The following is a 17523-nucleotide window of genomic DNA, read 5'->3' as shown; positions in this document are numbered from 1 at the left end:
CCAGAACGGAAAAGGGCCCATCGACTGCAATCGATAGACCCTTAAACCATTGGCCAACGGAACACGAAGCACCGTCAACATTAGCTGTAACGATCTGATTCTAAGACGGACGAACGCGTTAATCAAGTCTCTGTAACTGTCAGAGACCGTTTTTTTGCGTCTAAATTCCGATGGCTTCCTGAAAATCGACCTATTGGGAATGTGATCTTGCGATCGCAGCGGGTAAGCTATGACTGAAGCTTCTGTAGTAGCGTCCTTTAGACGCGTCACTCCTGGGATCGTTGCGAGCGCCCGATTGGCGATGGCAAACGACGTTCCAGACACCACAAAATCCGAAATCGCCTTACTTTTGAAAAAGGCAGCGCCCGTGCTTGGCATTGATGGAACAACCTATCATGTGATGGATATCCTGCTTGGCCTGTCGCGTGCTGATGACTGGAAGGGCTCAGGTCGGCCGATCGTCGCCATATCCAATGCAAAGCTGGCGGAATACACCATGCGTTCGGAACGCACTGTTATCAGATGCATTCGCCGGTTGGTCGAAGCAGGCATCGCAGCTTACCGCGACAGTTCTACAGGCCGCCGTTTTGTTTATCGCAACGATCAAGGCGAGGTTGTCGCTGGATTTGGCATCGACTTCACGCCGGCGCGTGTAAGAGTTGAAGAGCTGACGCAGGCCGTCACCCGTTACCAACAGCGACTGGCAATCGAGCTTGCGGCAAAGCGCGACATCGCCAGGCTTTCGCGGGCCATTGAGGATATGTGCGTCGCATTTTCCGACGAAACAATTGATGTTCGTGCCGAGCTTGCGGCCATTAGCCTCCTGAAGGTCGATATTGTAGCAAGAGCAAGAGAGACTCAGTTGCTGCATGATAGGGTAGTAGAAAGTCTCCCATCCGAGCATATTCCTTTTAATATGACATCCGAGGGTGACATCAGCGTCACCGCTATTATTAATACAACCCTAGAATCTCAACCTGAAAGTAAGAATGAAAGGACGCACTCTACCGAGCGCGATCATAATTTACATAACGACCGCTACGCGGCCGATCTAGCTTTTGAAAAAAAGCTTTCGGCAAATCCAGCAGTTGAGCAAGAAACTTTTGGTGTGGCCCAACGGGATGTTGATGCCGTTCAAGGTGAAATTCTTGGCTCCGTATCTGTGGGGCTGCTCCAAGCTGCCTGCCCCGAAGCGCAGGCGATGATAGGTGCCCAGTTCGACTCCTGGACAACACTTTCTCGTTCGGGTGAGGTGTTGCGGCGAATGATTGGACTGTCAGAAGCAGGTTGGGCGGACGGCAAACAGAAGGTTGGCTCCTATGCTGCGGCGGCAATTCTCGCCACAGTGCTCGAAAAATCCATCCGTGATCCCGAACAAATCAGCAAACCGGGTGGTTATTTCCGAGCGATGATCGATCGTGCCCTTGAAGGGAAACTGAATCTGGAACGCAGTCTGTTTGGCCTGGCCGATAACCGATACGGCAAAACTCAGAAGTAACAGCTGTAACTTTTGAGCGGTGTGTAAAAACACCGATGTTGCACTCCCCTTCCCGGCTCAGGTTTGAACTTGATATCGGGAGGAACTGGGGCAGCATTCGGATCGATGGTCAGCAGAAGAGTCACATGTCGTTCAACTCGATTGCATGCTTGAAGGGAGGATGTTGAGCAATCTCGAAATGACGCAATTCTCGGCTGAGCTCAGTGTAAATTACAGAGGGCTGAACGAGGACGCCGTTTAGAACTTTGTCGCGGTGATCAGGGTGTAATTAGTGCCCTGCCAAAGTTTTGCGCCAGCCCCTGGATGCCTCACCCGGCAGCGAGTGAGCGGAGGAAAAGTTACAGCTGTTACTTTTCCCATGCGTGCCTTTCGGATGCGACTTACCCGAGACCTCACCGCGCTCATGTTTGAAATGGAGGGCACTTGCCCGACAGCCACTCGAAACGAGAACAATGGAAATATTTTGCCTGGGGCTGTCGCTGCGCATTGCTCTCATATACCGTGGTGAATGACTGCAGTCCCCTACCCTGCTTTAGCGTCTCCTTCTCCTTTGCACTACTTGATGAGCAAATGAGCTAGCGAGCTCATTGATGCCGCAGCATCAGAACGGAAACCTGAAGAGTGCTAAAAGGACCGTCGATAAAACCCTTTGTCGCTTTTGATCCTTGAAATTTTGGTACCAGCGTCACTCATTGCTTGCGGTCCAGCGGATGCTTTGACACGTGACAATGAGACCGTTGGCTGGAATAAGGGCCACGTGGTGATCTCCAACAATTGCGGCAATATTCCGCGTCGGCTTGGTAGACGGCAAGACGACCTGGCTGCTTATACTCGAGCCGTATTGACAAGGGCGTGATGCTGGAGAATGCCTACTCCCCTGCCCTCGCCTGCGCCCTCAATTCAGTACGGAAATTTCCCGCTATCTCTCTCGGGCATATGTTAGGCGCCGAGTTTCCTTTCCAAATCCAAGCATGTTTACGCTCAGCGGAAACACGATGCTGAGACTGAAGTCGCCGAAGCCTCATATTCAACACTTCGCTATCTCAGAATATGTGCTTGAAGCGGAACACTCGCTTTGAGATATTCCCTCGCATATCAATTACAACCTGCCGGAACACTGATGTTTTTAAAATATATAGCAAATTCCGCCCGCCAGACGCTGTTTGCGCTTGCGACGATTTCCATGGGCATTGGCCTGCCGATGCCAGTTCGGGCCGAAAATGTCGCCACGTCTTGGCCGCAGGCTCAGAGTGATCTGACTGCAGATTCCGATGTCCAGTTTGGCGTGCTTGCAAACGGAATGCGATTTGCCATCAAGCGCAATACCACACCAACAAATCAGGCGGCGATCCGCTTTCGTATCGGTTCCGGTTCGCTCGATGAAAAAGATAATCAGCAGGGCCTCGCCCACTTTCTCGAGCACATGGCCTTCAAAGGCTCAACAAATGTAGGCGAAGACGAGATGGTGCGTATGCTGCAGCGCAAGGGTCTGGCATTTGGGCCAGATACCAATGCTCACACGTCCTATAGCGAGACCGTCTATTCGCTCGATCTGCCGCAGGTCGACGCCGATACGATTTCGACCGGTTTGAAACTGATGCGTGAAACCGCGAGCGAGTTGAAGCTGAATGCTGCGGCGTTTGACCGCGAACGTGGCGTTATTCTTTCTGAAGAAAGGCTGCGCGATACGCCGCAGTACCGGACTGGTGTGAGTGTTCTCAATTCTTTGCTTGAAGGCCAGCGCGTTACGATGCGCTCGCCAATTGGCAAAACCGAGATCATTCGTAATGCGCCCGTCGATTTGCTGCGAGAATATTATACTGCCAATTATCGTCCTGATAACGCGACCTTGATCGTCGTTGGCGATGTTGATCCCGCAGCTCTGGAGGCCGAAATCCGTGAGCGTTTTAGTGATTGGAAAGCCAGTGGGCCAGAACAACCGGCACCTGATCTTGGTACTTTGAAAAGCAAAGGTGAAACGGTCAATGTCGTTGCGCTTCCGGGAAATATGACGCGCGTGCAGATTGCCTGGACACGTCCATTCGACACGACGAAAGATTCTGTGGCCAAGCGCCGCGATGATCTTATCGAAGATCTTGGCTTTCTGGTTTTGCAACGTCGTCTGAGTGTCATGGCTAGTAGAGCTGATGCGCCATTCATCAGCGCGAATGCCGGTACGCAAGGCCTGCTGAAATCTGCCCGACTTGCGGTGGTTTCCGCCAGTTCTGAACCCGACAAATGGCAGGCCGCGCTTTCTGCGATAGATCAGGAGCAACGCCGTATTCAGGAGTTTGGTGTCACAGAAGCTGAACTGCAGCGTGAGATTGTCGAGTTCCGCTCGGCCCTGCAAGCCGACGCTGCAGGTGCTGCGACACGAAATTCCACTGCCCTCGCCAACATGCTGGCTGGTAGTGTTGATGCCGATCAGGTCTTCACATCACCGAAGGACGACCTTTCGCTTTTTGAGACTATAACCAGTGACGTTACGGTTGATGAAGTCAACGCTGCGCTGCGCGCTGCATTTACCGGCAATGGTCCGCAGGTCTTGCTCCAGGCAGCAAAATCCCCTGAAGGTGGCGAAGAAGCCGTACGATCTGCCTATAGCACAACCCGCGCCATTAGCGTTTCCGCACTCGCTGGCGCAGAAGATGTCGTTTGGCCTTACACGTCGTTTGGTGAATCGTCGGCCGTCGTTGAGCGCGAGGCCGTTGAAGATCTAGGGCTGACCATGGTGCGTTTTGCCAATGGTGTGCGCCTGACCGTTAAGCCGACAAAGCTGCGGGCCAATGAAGTTCTGGTGCGCGAACATATCAGCGGTGGCAGATCGCAAATCGCGCGTGACCCCTTCCCGCCCCTGTGGGCTTCTCCGGCCGTCATACTGTCTGGCACGGAGGATCTGGATTTTGAAAACATCCAGAAAGCGTTGACTGGAAAGATTTTTGGCATCGATTTCTCGGTTGGCGATAGTGCCGTACGGTTCGATGGGCGCACACGTACGGAAGATCTGGAGACCCAGTTACAATTGATGGCTGCCTACACATCTCGCCCAACCTACCGCCCCGAAGTTTTCAAGCGAGTGCAGCAGGCTTATCTGAGCAGCCTGGACCAATATGATGCCACCGCTGGAAGCGTTGTGCGCCGAGATTTTGCCGGATTGGTACACTCCAACGATCCGCGGTGGGCATTCCCGAGCCGTGAACAACTGTCATCCGCGACGCTTGGCGATGTCGAGGCGCTATTCAAACCGCTGGTTTCCAAGGGGCCGATTGAAATCACCATCGTCGGTGATGTGACGGTTGATGACGCTATTCGCCTCACAGCCGGTACATTCGGTGCGCTTCCGCAGCGGGCAGAAATCTCACCGCAGAGCGATCAGACGGTCGTGAAGTTTCCCGATTCCAACGATAAGCCGCTGATTTCCACTCATACAGGGAGAGATGACACGGCCGCAATCAGTGTTGGTGTCCCGATCGGTGATCTTTTCTCGGACGTTCCGCGTTCCTTCATAGCCGATATCTCAACCCAAATTCTGCAAAACCGGCTGATTGACCAGTTCAGAATTGCCGAGGGTGCGACATACGGTTTGCAAGCCAGTGCTGAACTGTCGCGAGATTTACCGGGCTTTGGCTTCGGTTATATTTCTCTTGAGACGACGCCCGAAAAGGTAGAGAGTTTTTACACGCTGCTGGACAAGGTTGCTGCCGATCTGCGCACCAACCCCGTATCTGACGATGAAATGGCAAGGGCGCGGGAGCCCGCAGTTGAGACGCTCAAACACCAGAAGCAGACCAATGACTTCTGGGCATTTTATCTGCAGCAAGCGCAGACCGACCCACGCCGGTTGGAACTTATCCGCTATACCATGGAGGGCTATGGCAAGGTAACGGCGGATCAGGTTCGTGAGTTTGCTCAGAAATATTTCCAAACGGAACACTTGTGGAAGTGGGAAGTTTTGCCTGCCGGCGTAAGGTGATGTTGAGAATGGCGGTCATTGTCGAAATGGCCGCCATTTTTTTATGGCTGCAGCATCTGGAATAGTGTTTTAGCTGAACGCTTGCGCCGATCTTTGGTACAAATTTCTCGGGATGGGACACGTTTCTGACTGTAGTTCGCAGCACTATTGTAGCGGTTGCGAGCCCAGCTGATTTTGCCAGAAGGACATAAAGTCTCTCAGAAACGCTTCCACTCTTTACCTGTTCTCCGCAACTTTCAAAATTTCCTGGATCGCTTCTGGCGTTTCCTTCATCACGGGAAGTCGGAAGAACAGCTCTTCGTTGAAATGCAGCTAATGGTGGACAGCACTTTGCGAAGAGCGACCAGCATGTCGTCACCACGATGCGACGCGTGGACGAGAGCAATCGGCTTGCCGATGATCTGATCGCCAGACACCAACCAATCAAACGCATGAAATCTTGAACGCTTTCGGGAAGGTTGGGACCTTCAAGGTCAGGTGAGAACACCGGCAAACTCCCGATTCCGTCAAAAACAGTGATAGCAATGTCATTGGGGGAGGCGGCTTTTATTGCCATTAACAGAGCCGTGTTCGTGGACTGTTGGCGGGTGCTGCCGGAAATTGCGAGTATTTTCATGGCCACAAATGAGCGTGGGGAAGTGGCCGTTGCAATTGATAGCTCGGAGTTGTTCGATCGGTTGCACAACGGGGAAGCTTTGCGTCTTCAATCTTGCCAAAAAAAGGCTGCCAAGCGGCTGGCTGAGATGGAAAACCAGCGCCGAACGAAGCAAGAAAAAAACGGATTCAACCCGATAAGCAGGGAGATCATATGCCAACATTCTACTTGAAAATATCAGACGGACTTGAAGTTCAAACGCCGATTGATGTCCCCAATGCGCATGAGGCTCTGAACGCCGCGTTGAATGCTTTATCGCAGTTTGCATGCAGCCATTTCCCACCGCCGGAACAGATCGTCATAACTGTAATGGATGCCGAGAAAGCGCTGATTGCGAGGATGAGTTTTTCCTTTAAGATTGAGTACGCGCGAGGTCTGGGCGTGTGACGCGAGAAATATAAATGTGTTACAGAATCCGCGCTGCGCGACCGCTTCTGCGGGTGGCATTGTTGTAGTAACTTGAAGCTTGCTGGACCGAGCGGTGTTTCGACTGCTCCATGGCCTCGGGCAAAGGAATACCTCTATTGGCAGCTTCGGTCAGATAGCCAGAACGCAGACCATGTGCTGAGATTTCCGTAGGATCCAGTCCGGCCATCATGGCGCGTTGTTTGATGATGGCATTGATGGACTGCGGATCAAGGGCACGCCGCGATACCGTTCCCCACCTGCCAATCGACCGGAATACACTCGCGCTTTCAATTTTCGCAGCGGCCAGCCATGCATTTAGTGCTTCCACCGGCAACCCCGTGAGATAGACAACATCATCCTGTTCGCCGCTGGTGGTTTTGGTTCGGCCAAGATGAATGGCGAGTGAGGGCAGGGAAGTTCCGTCTTCGGTGGTGATTGGGGGCTCAACGATCAATTGCTGATAGCGCAGGCCTGCCACTTCGCTGCGCCGGCGGCCACCAGAAGCAAAGGCCACCATCAGAATTGCCCGGTCGCGCAGATCCCGCAGACTTTCACTGCCACACGTCTCCAGCAGTTTTGACAGCACATCAGCTGTAACAGCCATGGTACTTTTGCGTTTGCGGACCTGTGGTGTCGCGCGAACCGCCAACCGCATGGCCGACTTAAGCGCAGGGGAGGTGAAGGCACCGCTGTGGCCGCGCCATTTTGTTAATGTCGACCATGATGCCAGTCTTCGACGTACAGTGTCTGGTGCATGTGGGCCTGTTGCGCGCAGAAAACCTTGGTCGCGCAGACTTTGGGAAAACCGTTCCGGCATGCCATGGTCGGGATCGGCCATGCGCTTTTCCGGATCCCATAGATGCTGAGCAACAAACTTGAGAAGCAATGCCTCTGGCGCTGGCCAGGGCAGGGGGCTGCCGGTTGAAGCCAATGACCAGGCTTCGAGATAAGCAAGATCAGACGTAAGCGCCCGTAGCGTATTGTCTCCCATGCCTTGGTTGACGAGATGCCGCAACGTTTCGACATCTTGATCCGTTAGAAGCTCTGCGAGTTCGTCTCGACGCTCGATTGGCAGAACGGCTGCAATCGTGTCGAGTTCTTCTGCTCGAAGCTGGACAGCGGTTTTTTCCGGTCGTGACATCTATGGCTCCTGCTCCGGGTTAGGCTCGTACTTTCAAGACCCGCGATGGCGGTTATTTTCGATGATTTGCCATGACAGATCAACTCACCCGCGGAATTTGACGCCAGGTCTGTCACCGGCTCATTATTCAGACGAAGCTCGAATAGGCTCAATCAACCAGGTTCGGCAGAGTGTTTTTAGACATTTCACCATCAGTGGAGAACATCTCGTGATCTCAGCGTCATGCTAAGGGCGTTCAGTTTCGGCCGCAGGATGGCCCTGCGCGCGTTTTGGCGCTCGAGACGAGCAATTCCTCATCCTAGCCGTCTCTTCGTCTGTGCGGTCGAATTTGACGGTTTTTGCATGCGGCTGATGATCTCTGTTGGGCGTATAGGTAGTCTTGATCGACTAACTAGAATTAGGAGCCCATGAATTGATCACCGATGGCTGGAAATCTGGTGGTAATCGGGATGCTAGTGCGAAGGCTCATCATTTCCGACCTTCAGCATAAGGAGGTAATCCTGATGACGATCGGTAAGGGTAGGGGACCCCAGAGTGACGGAAATGATTGAATTGCCATTTTCGAGTGTCGAGACAGCAGCAAGATTGAACACCGATGGCCACAAGGATCCGGACTTTCCACCTCTGAACTGAGGGATGGAAAAATCTGGGAGTGCTCTGCGGCTTGAGCCTATGAAGACTGATCGTACGATAAGCCGCCGTGGGTTTGGCCCATTTATTTGAATTCCGTATTTTTCCAAATCCCAGACGCCACAAATCATGCTGTGCCGAAGGCACTCCAGAACCAGCAGCGACAAATCCCGAGCGGTTGAACGTTGTCCTTTGACCGCCAAACCGTGAGCATTCAGAAAGCGCGATGACTGCATCTGCAGGCGTGCCGCGACTGAATTCATCTCATCAATGAAACGGCTCTGGGCATCCAACGCGGAAGGTCCGATTGATCGGTCACTGAGAAGAATTGAGCCAAGCGAACGGGCTATGACATTGGCCGAAACGTTTGACGACGCCAGAAGGAGATTAATCAAAGCATGGCGAACGCTTAACCGATCATCTACGCGGAGATTGTTTCCGGATCCCTCTACAAGATCCTCTGGCAGGACTGATAACTCCTTTGCCAAGGATATATCCTTTGCGTGACATACAGTCAGCGCGGTCACTGCCGTGAGCAGCTTGGTAATCGACGCGGGTGACGCAGGTCTGTCAGCGTTTTTTTCGAACAGCGTGGTCAATGGACTTTCGAGGCCGCCTGCTAAACGAATGCAGATTGCGCTGATGGCCGATGGACTGACATTGTCGATTACGTCCTGATGTTCGGAACTTTCCATCTCTTCCAACCATGCGCTGTGAGCAAAATCTGTCTGTTGGGGAGCCTACACGAAGGACGATAAATGTCATCAAACGTGATTTAGGGGGAACTGTCTGCTCGGCGAGTTGGATTGTGTCGTTGGTGTCGACCGCCGGTCCTCAGAAACGAGTGAGTGTCCACATGGGTTTCGGTGTGTCATTTCGTTTATGTGTCGCTCCGCAGAATGCCGATTGAGCGGGCAGAATGAGCCAGTTTAAACCTGTGCACGGCATGACCAGGCTGCGAGGCTTGCTGCGGTCGTGTTGGTTGACCCCACCTTGATTTGCAATGCTATCGTGGATGTGGCCTGCGGCGGCCTGCCGCTCGCTCAAACTGGAATGGCGAACGTAGCCCCAAATGGTTTGACCCGACGGGGTTGTTGTCGAGCACTGACATCGATAGCGCCCAAAGAGGATCAGACGATCGACATACCCAATTCGAAAGCTATGGTGAAGGCGTTGCGCTCGTCATTGGCTGGGCGCAACATTGACTTTCGCGTAGTGACTGCCTGGAAATCATGTCGCAGCAACTCGGTTTCCCGAACTGGAATACTTGCAGGGCAATGCTGGAAGTGAAGACGACAGTGAGCTCGACTATCTCCGTGCACTACGGCAGTCGGCAAAAGCTGCTCTATTTTACAAACTGCGTTCCACGCGAAATTTTGAGAGCACCCTCATCAGGGTGAGTTGATTGCGGTCGATATCATGTTGCATGGTCTGGCCGTAAGTGCGGTCCGTTCAAATCCGCGACGTGAGGCTGAGCAGTGGCGCAGCGGCCCCCTAAAGTGCCGGGATCTATAAGTATCGGTAATACGGCTCGATGTAAAAATGCCGCATCAGCGGTCGCGGCCACAAAGCCACCGGCGCCACCGAACGTGATGAACTGCAAATAGATGCTGAAGGTCATAAGGTGATCGTGATCTTCGATCACTTCGGGCACGCATGGTCGATCAAGCAACGCGATAAGACGAACGGCGGACAGGCGGCATAAATGCTTTCATGCAGCCGGTCACGTGGCGCGTTAGATTTCCCGACAAGGCGACTGGCAGAGTTGGTTTTCTAGATAGTTCCGCTCAATTCTCCCGGCGATACAATTGACTCCATCAGATCTTATCAAATCTGCCACGATCCTCATCTTGAGACGGAAATTGGCGATACACAGGAGCCATCGCGACCGGGAAGATGGTCGAAATAAGCAATCTGCGACTCCAGATCATCTATCATCGATAAGCGATACCTATCGATGATAGATATACCAACTATTAACCATACCCACTGGCGAATACTAAAAGGCATATAGCATTCGTTTAACAAATCATTTACCATGATTTCAATGGTTTACGATCTCGCCAAATTGCCCATCCACACCCTGCTGAAACCGCTCAGCGATGCCACGGCAGCATTTTGTCGTCTCGACGAGCGCATTGCCCGCTCATCCGTCGGCGCCGGTTGGTGCGAGCGCCAGAGTTTTGCCGACGCGTGTGCTTCGCTATGGATCGATGGTGAACTGGTGCATCTTGAAGACCTGGTGCTGCACGACGCCACCCGCGATGTCCGCGCACCGACCCACGAACTCACCATCGCCCGCGACGTTCTGAAAACCCGTCGGCGGATTGTCGCGCAGTCAGCCGACTGGGCACTGTCCGCAGAGGGTATCAGAAGTTTGCGCCAGACATCATCCGAGCCCGGGCAGGCGTGGCCTGCGACATCTTGGGGAAAGACAGGTTCGGTCGCGAAAAATGAGATCGCGGATGACAATCAGGCCTCAACAGGACAGGGGACTTTTGAGGACGGTGACGCATTTCATCCGGCAAACGAATTCGCCGAGATCGATGCGCTGCTGGCCCGCTCCGAAGCAGTCCTCGAAGATGCGATGCGGCCCGGCCCGGCCAAATCATTGCAGGACAAGGATCCGCTCATTTACGATCTCGACTGGGATGAAGATGCCCGCCTTGATGAATGGCGTACGGTGCTGCGGCAAGCCAATGACTTGCCACCGCTGCTGCAGGCGATTGTTATGCTCGATGCCTGGAACAGTCTTGATGTCCTGCAGCACGCGCCGTGGCTCGGTCGGTTGCTGTCAGCCACGCTTTTGCGCCAGGCCGGCATCACCACGCAAAACCATCTCGCTGCGATCAATACCGGCCTGAAAACCACCCCCGTTGATCGGCGCCGGCATCGCAGTCGCGAGGTTCGGCTATTGGCAATAACTGAGGCATTTGTCGCGACAGCCGAGATCGGTTTAAAGGAACATGATCGGCTGGCCCTGGCCCGCCAGATGATGGAGCGCAAACTATTGGGGCGACGCACCTCGTCCAAACTGCCCGAACTGATTGAACTGGTCATGGCAAAGCCGCTGGTCTCCGCCGGCATGATTTCAAAAACTCTCGACGTCACGCCACAGGCCGCACGGCGCATCGTCTCCGAACTTGGCCTACGCGAGATGACGGGCAGGGGGAGGTTTCGGGCATGGGGGGTGCTGTAGATTGAAGTTACGTGCGTGTGATTAATGCTTAGCCGCCGGTCAACCAATCGCGCAAAGGTACTGCCGTGTTAGATTGTAGAGGTTCTCTTCGCACTTGCAAATCTCCGTTCTTTAAGAAAGCACAGCCGAACTTGGACGCAGTCACCAACAAACGCCACTTCATCGACTGCAAATTCGGGCGGCGCGAGGCTTGCCCGTTGAAATCGTCGTTGCATAGTTGGTCCTCCGATGAGTCATCCGCTACAGCAGCAAATGTGAGTAAGAGCCAATTCTCGGTGGAAACGCCGGGCAGTTCTCAGTGACAATCAACGGCCAGGCTCCTGAAATGGTCATGTGAGACCAGCAATGACGGGGTCATCGATTCCGCGGCCATCTGCTGATAGTCTCGGAAGAAGCCATGCTATTACGGTAGGGTCTAACAACCCTTCCGCAAACATTGATTCCCAATTGTTTGGCGAGCCCTGAGCATAGTCTCTCCCGTCTCGATGGTCACGGATTGCCGCAAACAATTCTTGATCATTTGCAGGAATGAAATCCAAGCTGCCCACGATCTTTCGAGGTGCGCGGACGAACTTAACCCACCTCTTCCGCATCCAGTTCAGTACGCCTGTTGGCTTGACTATGTTGTCGAGATGGAACGCTATTGCTGTTTTTTCAGGATGGATATCGGCAACCAGAATTTGGAGGCCTACGCGTGCGGTCTTGCCCATGCCCGAGAACTGTGCTGCGTAAAGCCGCTCGTCCATGCATGCGTCATAATATGGATGAAGGGTTCGAGCGCCAACGTTATTGCCCCGGTAATTTCGGCCGCGCTTCAAATTGCAATAGCATGCAGGAACGAGGTTCCTAGAAAAGATCGCGAACGCCGGGTGGTCTTCTTTCGGAAGCACATGGTCCAGCGAAAACGCGTGCGATGAACCGCACATCGAGCAAGGTAAAGCGAGACCATCCTCGCGGATGTCGTTGATGGGAAGATGGCTAGTAGGCGGATTTTTGTAATGTTTACGCAGCCAATCGCCTGACGGATCCGGTATCGGAACAAGCAGGACAGCCTGGGCGTTGCCCTCGGCATTGTGATATTGCTCGTAGCCATCCTTCAATGCCTGACGAAACGCCTGAAGGTCCGGGTAGCTGCCGAGTCTGGTATTGTCGACGAGGGCGTCTACGCCTGCAATGTCGTCGAAATCGGGAAAAGGAAGCCTGCGCATCAGTTGGGAATCTTTGCCTGAAGTTCGTTCAGGAATTCCAACGACAGTTCGTTGCCGTACCTTTCCAGGATTTCTTCCCACGTCAGTCCCGATGCGCGTATGTTCCTTTCCAGTTCCTTTGCTAGGTATGAAGGCTCATCTTCTCCAAATACGAAATAGGAGATTTCCCCGACGTCTGCGCCGAAGGTCGCGAGGCGTGGTTTTTGCACTTGGATCCGTCTGTCGTCGTCGGTCCTTAAGATTGAGATCTGTTCTTTGAACACTTCGCGGAGAAAATAGGCAGAGTGCGTGGCTATGATCGCTGCTGAGCCTGTCTGGGCCAGCAGGCTATCCAGGATCGATACAAAACGAGCAATGAAATTCGGGTGTAGATGGGTTTCGGGTTCATCAAACAGAAGGAGGGAGCTGTTGTCGATTTCCAAGCTTACGTACGCCGCGAACTTGAGAAACGAGATCTCGCCACTACTCAAACGCAGTGCGATGCCGTCGACGAATCGGACTGGGTCGCGTCTGGTATTGATCGAGGAAAATCTCTGTAGTCGCCCCTGCTCGCCTCCTCTGTTCAGCGAGAGCAATGGAAGGAGACCACCATCGCGGTTCCAGATAAATATCGAGCTGGTGTCGCCTAGCGCTTCGATCGCATTGAGAAAGATCTGCCAACGAGAGGTATCTTTGATCTCCTTATTTGATCGGGCGACGCTGACTATCGCATCGATCAGCCCCCCGACTCGCCGGTTGGAGGAGGACCGTGCTAGTGCATATCGTGTGTAACGGACGTATTGTCTGCGTCTAGGGGGACTTGGAAAGACGGAGAGCGCTTCCTGAGTAGGGGCAAAAGCCAACATTCGGTTGAATTGAGCCCGCTCCTTCGTCAATGGGTCGATCAGGCCTCCGTCTTTCAGTGCCCGTTTTGCGATGGTGCTGAGCGCCTGACTTTTCCCAACTCCGTTTTTTCCGATGATGATTGCCATCCGCTTCGGCAAGAAGCCACCATGGTCGAAGTTGAACCTGAACTGATGTTCATTTGCAAAAGCCGCTAGCTTGAACGAGACGGCAATCGTCGGCGACATCCTTCCGATTTCTTCATGACCCAGCCCGCGCAGAATTGGCCCGCCGTTTTTGTATGCAAAAAACGCTTCCGCAGTTCGCGTAAGAGAGAACTGAAAAACCTCCGTTTTTGGTGCGTCGCGCAATATCGGTGATTGTGCTGAAAATTCGCCGAGAGCTACGAGGTCGCAGATCCTTAGAAGGATTTCTCGCGCTCCATCGACCTGAACGTCAGAGACAAGGCTGCGGTAAGCGTCGAGATCAGGGAGGAGCGTGAAAAATTTGGGAAATTCCTCTTCCGAGCAATAGTCTCTGTCTGCCGTCACCTTTTTGATGAGATCTGCGCCATTTAGGTCATCCTCGGAGCTCTGAAGAAACCCGATCATTGCAGGAAACACGCTTATGAGCTTATCGGCTTCTCGGCGCACGAATACGGTGATCCTGGTTTTGAAGCGAAAGTCGTCGAAGCGATCTTCAGATGGCACGATGACAATCGAGTTATCATCGATCGAGAAGGGGTCGGATGGGGCTTTGGACGAGAATAAAATCTTGAACTGATTCCCAACAGGATCTGAAGACGTGACAGTCATTTGATTTCCATGTTAAATTCGTGAAAAATAAGGACTTTTCGCTTTGCGCGCACGATACTTATTCTTAGTTTATGTGCAACAATTTTCGCGCATTGGTGGCATATTTATTCAATAAGACTTTTATCCGTCCTGACACTGTAGAGATGATTATCTGACGCGCGTGAGAAGCTCCGTAGGGTTTATCGCCAATGCATCAGCAATCTTCCTCAGTGCCGTGACACTGGTTGATTCATCGCACCGATATAGCGCAGTCAGCTTACAAAGATGGCAAGCTCTCCCTGCGTCCAGAGTCCACAGAAAATCTGATGCTACAATCACCGCATTTTAGATGGATATATTTCCGAACTTCCTCTACTGGAATAGTGAAAATCCGGGAACTGCCTTGCCTTCCGGAAGATCATGGACGACAGCAACGACATGCCGTGCACGCGTCAAAGCTACGTACAGTTTGGCACGCGCCTCTCCTTCCAATTGGCCCTTTGGATCTTCCAGCCATGCCATCATCTTTTCCGTGGGATAGATAATGACCCGGTCGAAACCGAGGCCTTTGGAACGGCCAAACGTGAGCGTCGGTAGATCCTGCGCTACGACCTTGATGTTGGAACTCCATCGCAGCTGAACCGGATTGCCGGTCGCGAGGTAACGAGGCAGGTCGTCGCGCCTGACAATGTAAAGTCCGGCATCATCAGGGACCGGCTGACGGCAATGGTCGCACTCGCATGCTGCGGTCGCCGCCATGGCAGGATAGAGTTTGGAGGATAAGGAACATATAGCGGCACTGTTGCGATGCGATGTGGCAAGGCATGTCGCATCGATATCGCAGGAAACCTTTTTAGGCAGTTTCTCGCGAATGAAGTCTTCGATTCCGCCGTTCCGGTATTTTTCGTGGCGTGCTTCCAGATGGGTGAGGTACGTCACCTGCCTCGGATCACCCACGAGCACAACATGGGAGGGCGTTTTCAACAAGGCCACCAGGATATCGAGATCGTAGCCAGCAAGATCCTGCACTTCGTCCACAAAAATGTACGGGTAGATCCGTGAGAACCGCTCGAACACCGCGCCGGCGGATTCTTTGTTGCACCGGATCACAAGCTTTGCCAGTTTGTCGGAATAGACACGATTGCGGCGATCAAAATAGTGGCGCTGAAAGTCACTCTCTCCCCAGTAGACGGGGAAGCCTCTTGCGCTTTTGTAGCGCAATCCCGACCGTTTTGAATCCAGTAGTATGCCGGCGACATCCCACTCAAAGAGCCTACCCTGAAATGGCTTGATGCCATGCTCTATCAACAGGCTGAACCAGGTCTGAATGTGCACATTCCCTGGGACCGAACCATGGAGTTCGAAAAATTTCCGGCGGATCTCTTCTTCGTTCGATTCCGTATAGGTGGTGATGAGGACGCGCTTCGCTGCAACAGCGAGCGCCTGCTTGACGAGGTATGTGGTTTTTCCCGATCCCGCGCCAGCAATCACCAACTTGTTATGCCCCGTCATTTGGCGATCGCGTCAAAGATATATTGCGGGTAGGTGATCTTAGTATCGGAGGAAAAGATCTTCAGCGCGCATTCGGTCTTTTTGTTCAACATGTATTTATGAAGATTGTCGAGCGTATGATCCGTGCCGAACAGCGTATTGAATAGCTTAATGCTGTTGGCTTTTAACAGCTTGGGCTCGAGCGTATTGTAATTGAAAGCCTTGTCACCGATCATCAGGTCGCCTGTATCGATCTCGGGATCGTAGCAGATCTTTATGTGGTCGATGCCCTCGTAATCTGCATATTTCTTTTCCAGCTTATCGATACGACCATCATTATCCGTAGCGACCACGACGGGAATCTTGAGTGCCTTTGCCAGCTCAAGAAAGCGGAGGAATGCCGTGCCCACCGAGATCACATCGATCTCGTCATCAATCGGCAGTTTCCCGTTATTTGCGTCCATATAGGCACGCTGTATGATCAGCTCGTCGCAATCCCCTTCGACCAGGATCGATTTCTTCGCCAACACTAGACGCAGCGTGTCGTAACCGGGAAGCTTGTGGAAGAAATCGCTGGCCTTCAGCGCCTTGATACGGGTCACGCGCGCATCACGTAGAAGTATCAGGTGGTCCAGCCCCAGCTTGTTCGCAACAAAGCTGCTGTGGGTGGTGATGATGACCTGCTTGCCGCTATTATCCTTGCTGATGTCAGTGATGAGCTGGTTGAGCTTGGAGTGTGAGAGATGATTTTCCGGCTCTTCGATCAACAGGACGGTCGCTTCGCGGTTCTTCTTGCTGCTTAGCGCGAGCCTGGTCTTGACGATGCATTGCTCGCCCTTGCCGATATAGTGAAACGGGACATCGTCGATGTAGGTCATGAGGCTGTTTTCCCAAGCATTGTGGGACGACATATCGACCGAGATGCTGACATTCTTGCGGCTGATCTTGGCCGCCTCTGCCAACCGTTTGTTGATCGCGTCCACGTGACCGTCTTTTTTGAACGCATCTTTCAGTTTTCGATGTGCCTGCGAGACTGCTACTCGTTCCTTCTCGTCGAGGAATTCCCTTACGATGCGCGAGATATACATGTCCGAGCCGCTCTGCACCCTAGTGCTTGTCGAATCGATCAGTGCGGACTTGAGAGGCACGGTCCGCGCGGTCGCGGCCTGACGGGAGAATTCGAACCACTGGACCTGGTAGAATTCCAGCGGGATAGAATTGATCTCCTTGGTCTTCAGCAGTTCGGTATAGGGACCATCATATTTTGTATCGAACTCGATCGTGAAAAGAAGGCCGGACAGCTTGTCGTTCTTTTCCGAATTTTTGTTCCCACGCAGATTCTCAAGCAACTCCTTATCGCCCGCAAGATATAGCTCGATCTGTATGTCCGGCGGCTGGAGCGGATTTTTCGTCCCGATACTTTCAAGGTATTCCTTCTCGATCTTGCGATTGAAGAGATATGGCGATAGTTCGTTGCGAAGATATTTCCCGTTCAACACGCCTGTCAGGCATAAATGGATCGCTTCAAGTAGCGTGGATTTGCCCGCTTCGTTGTTGCCGACGATGATGTTGACCCCCTGATTGAGATCGACCTCGAACCAGCCTTCGAAGCACTTAAAATTCTTGATTTTGACCTTCTCTATATACATTGCTCCTCCCATTTCGCGCCAAGCAACCATAGCTTGTTCGCCTACCTCTCGCAAA

General features: G+C 52.9%; 10 protein-coding genes and 2 pseudogenes. 5 read left to right on the top strand and 7 right to left on the bottom strand.

Annotation, left to right across the window (positions count from 1 at the left end; all coding sequences use genetic code 11):
• Nucleotides 1-229: 229 nt before the first annotated feature.
• Together repC and HGO37_RS14125 are read left to right on the top strand one after the other, a co-directional pair.
• A complete protein-coding gene (gene repC, locus HGO37_RS14130; protein ID WP_285200601.1) occupies nucleotides 230-1498 on the top strand; it encodes a plasmid replication protein RepC in 1269 nt (422 codons plus the stop codon).
• A 1120-nt stretch (nucleotides 1499-2618) separates the two neighbouring features.
• A complete protein-coding gene (locus tag HGO37_RS14125; protein WP_502941421.1) occupies nucleotides 2619-5471 on the top strand; it encodes a M16 family metallopeptidase in 2853 nt (950 codons plus the stop codon).
• Nucleotides 5472-5687: 216 nt separating this feature from the next.
• On the opposite strand, the pseudogene HGO37_RS14120 reads toward HGO37_RS14125, so the two are convergent.
• Nucleotides 5688-6087 (bottom strand): annotated as a pseudogene (locus tag HGO37_RS14120) (NADPH-dependent FMN reductase).
• A gap of 192 nt (nucleotides 6088-6279) precedes the next feature.
• On the opposite strand from HGO37_RS14120, the gene HGO37_RS14115 reads away from it, so the two are divergent.
• Nucleotides 6280-6513, top strand: coding sequence for a DUF6894 family protein (locus HGO37_RS14115; RefSeq protein ID WP_250983852.1), 234 nt, complete (start codon nucleotides 6280-6282; stop codon nucleotides 6511-6513).
• 19 nt (nucleotides 6514-6532) lie between these two features.
• Here the strand turns inward: HGO37_RS14115 and HGO37_RS14110 are convergent, their stop codons facing one another.
• Entirely contained in the window at nucleotides 6533-7675 is a 1143-nt protein-coding gene (locus HGO37_RS14110; RefSeq protein ID WP_250983851.1) for a site-specific integrase, read from the bottom strand.
• Nucleotides 7676-8127: 452 nt separating this feature from the next.
• A complete protein-coding gene (locus HGO37_RS14105) occupies nucleotides 8128-9000 on the bottom strand; it encodes a D-alanyl-D-alanine carboxypeptidase family protein (protein ID WP_250984086.1) in 873 nt (290 codons plus the stop codon).
• A 522-nt stretch (nucleotides 9001-9522) separates the two neighbouring features.
• Between HGO37_RS14105 and HGO37_RS26520 the strand changes: the two are divergent.
• Nucleotides 9523-9705 (top strand): annotated as a pseudogene (locus tag HGO37_RS26520) (hypothetical protein); the annotation flags it as partial.
• Nucleotides 9706-10343: 638 nt separating this feature from the next.
• Entirely contained in the window at nucleotides 10344-11504 is a 1161-nt protein-coding gene (locus HGO37_RS14100; protein ID WP_250983850.1) for an RHE_PE00001 family protein, read from the top strand.
• 329 nt (nucleotides 11505-11833) lie between these two features.
• Here HGO37_RS14100 and HGO37_RS14095 read toward each other — a convergent pair whose 3' ends face one another.
• From HGO37_RS14095 to HGO37_RS14080, 4 genes are all read right to left on the bottom strand, one after another.
• The gene (locus HGO37_RS14095; RefSeq protein ID WP_250983849.1) at nucleotides 11834-12712 is read right to left on the bottom strand and encodes a hypothetical protein; all 879 of its coding nucleotides are present in this window, start codon (nucleotides 12710-12712) and stop codon (nucleotides 11834-11836) included.
• Nucleotides 12712-14349, bottom strand: coding sequence for an AAA family ATPase (locus HGO37_RS14090; RefSeq protein WP_250983848.1), 1638 nt, complete (start codon nucleotides 14347-14349; stop codon nucleotides 12712-12714). The genes HGO37_RS14095 and HGO37_RS14090 overlap by 1 nt, the downstream gene beginning before the upstream one ends.
• Before the next feature lie 351 nt (nucleotides 14350-14700).
• The gene (locus HGO37_RS14085) at nucleotides 14701-15822 is read right to left on the bottom strand and encodes a UvrD-helicase domain-containing protein (protein ID WP_352230573.1); all 1122 of its coding nucleotides are present in this window, start codon (nucleotides 15820-15822) and stop codon (nucleotides 14701-14703) included.
• Between the two features lie 14 nt (nucleotides 15823-15836).
• Complete coding sequence (locus HGO37_RS14080; RefSeq protein ID WP_250983847.1) at nucleotides 15837-17468, bottom strand: ATP-dependent nuclease; 1632 nt, start codon at nucleotides 17466-17468, stop codon at nucleotides 15837-15839.
• Nucleotides 17469-17523 lie beyond the last annotated feature (55 nt).

The sequence above is a fragment of the Rhizobium sp. CG4 genome, from assembly GCF_023701965.1.
In the GTDB taxonomy this organism is placed as follows: Bacteria; Pseudomonadota; Alphaproteobacteria; order Rhizobiales; family Rhizobiaceae; genus Agrobacterium.
This window is presented reverse-complemented; position numbering and strand designations above follow the sequence as displayed.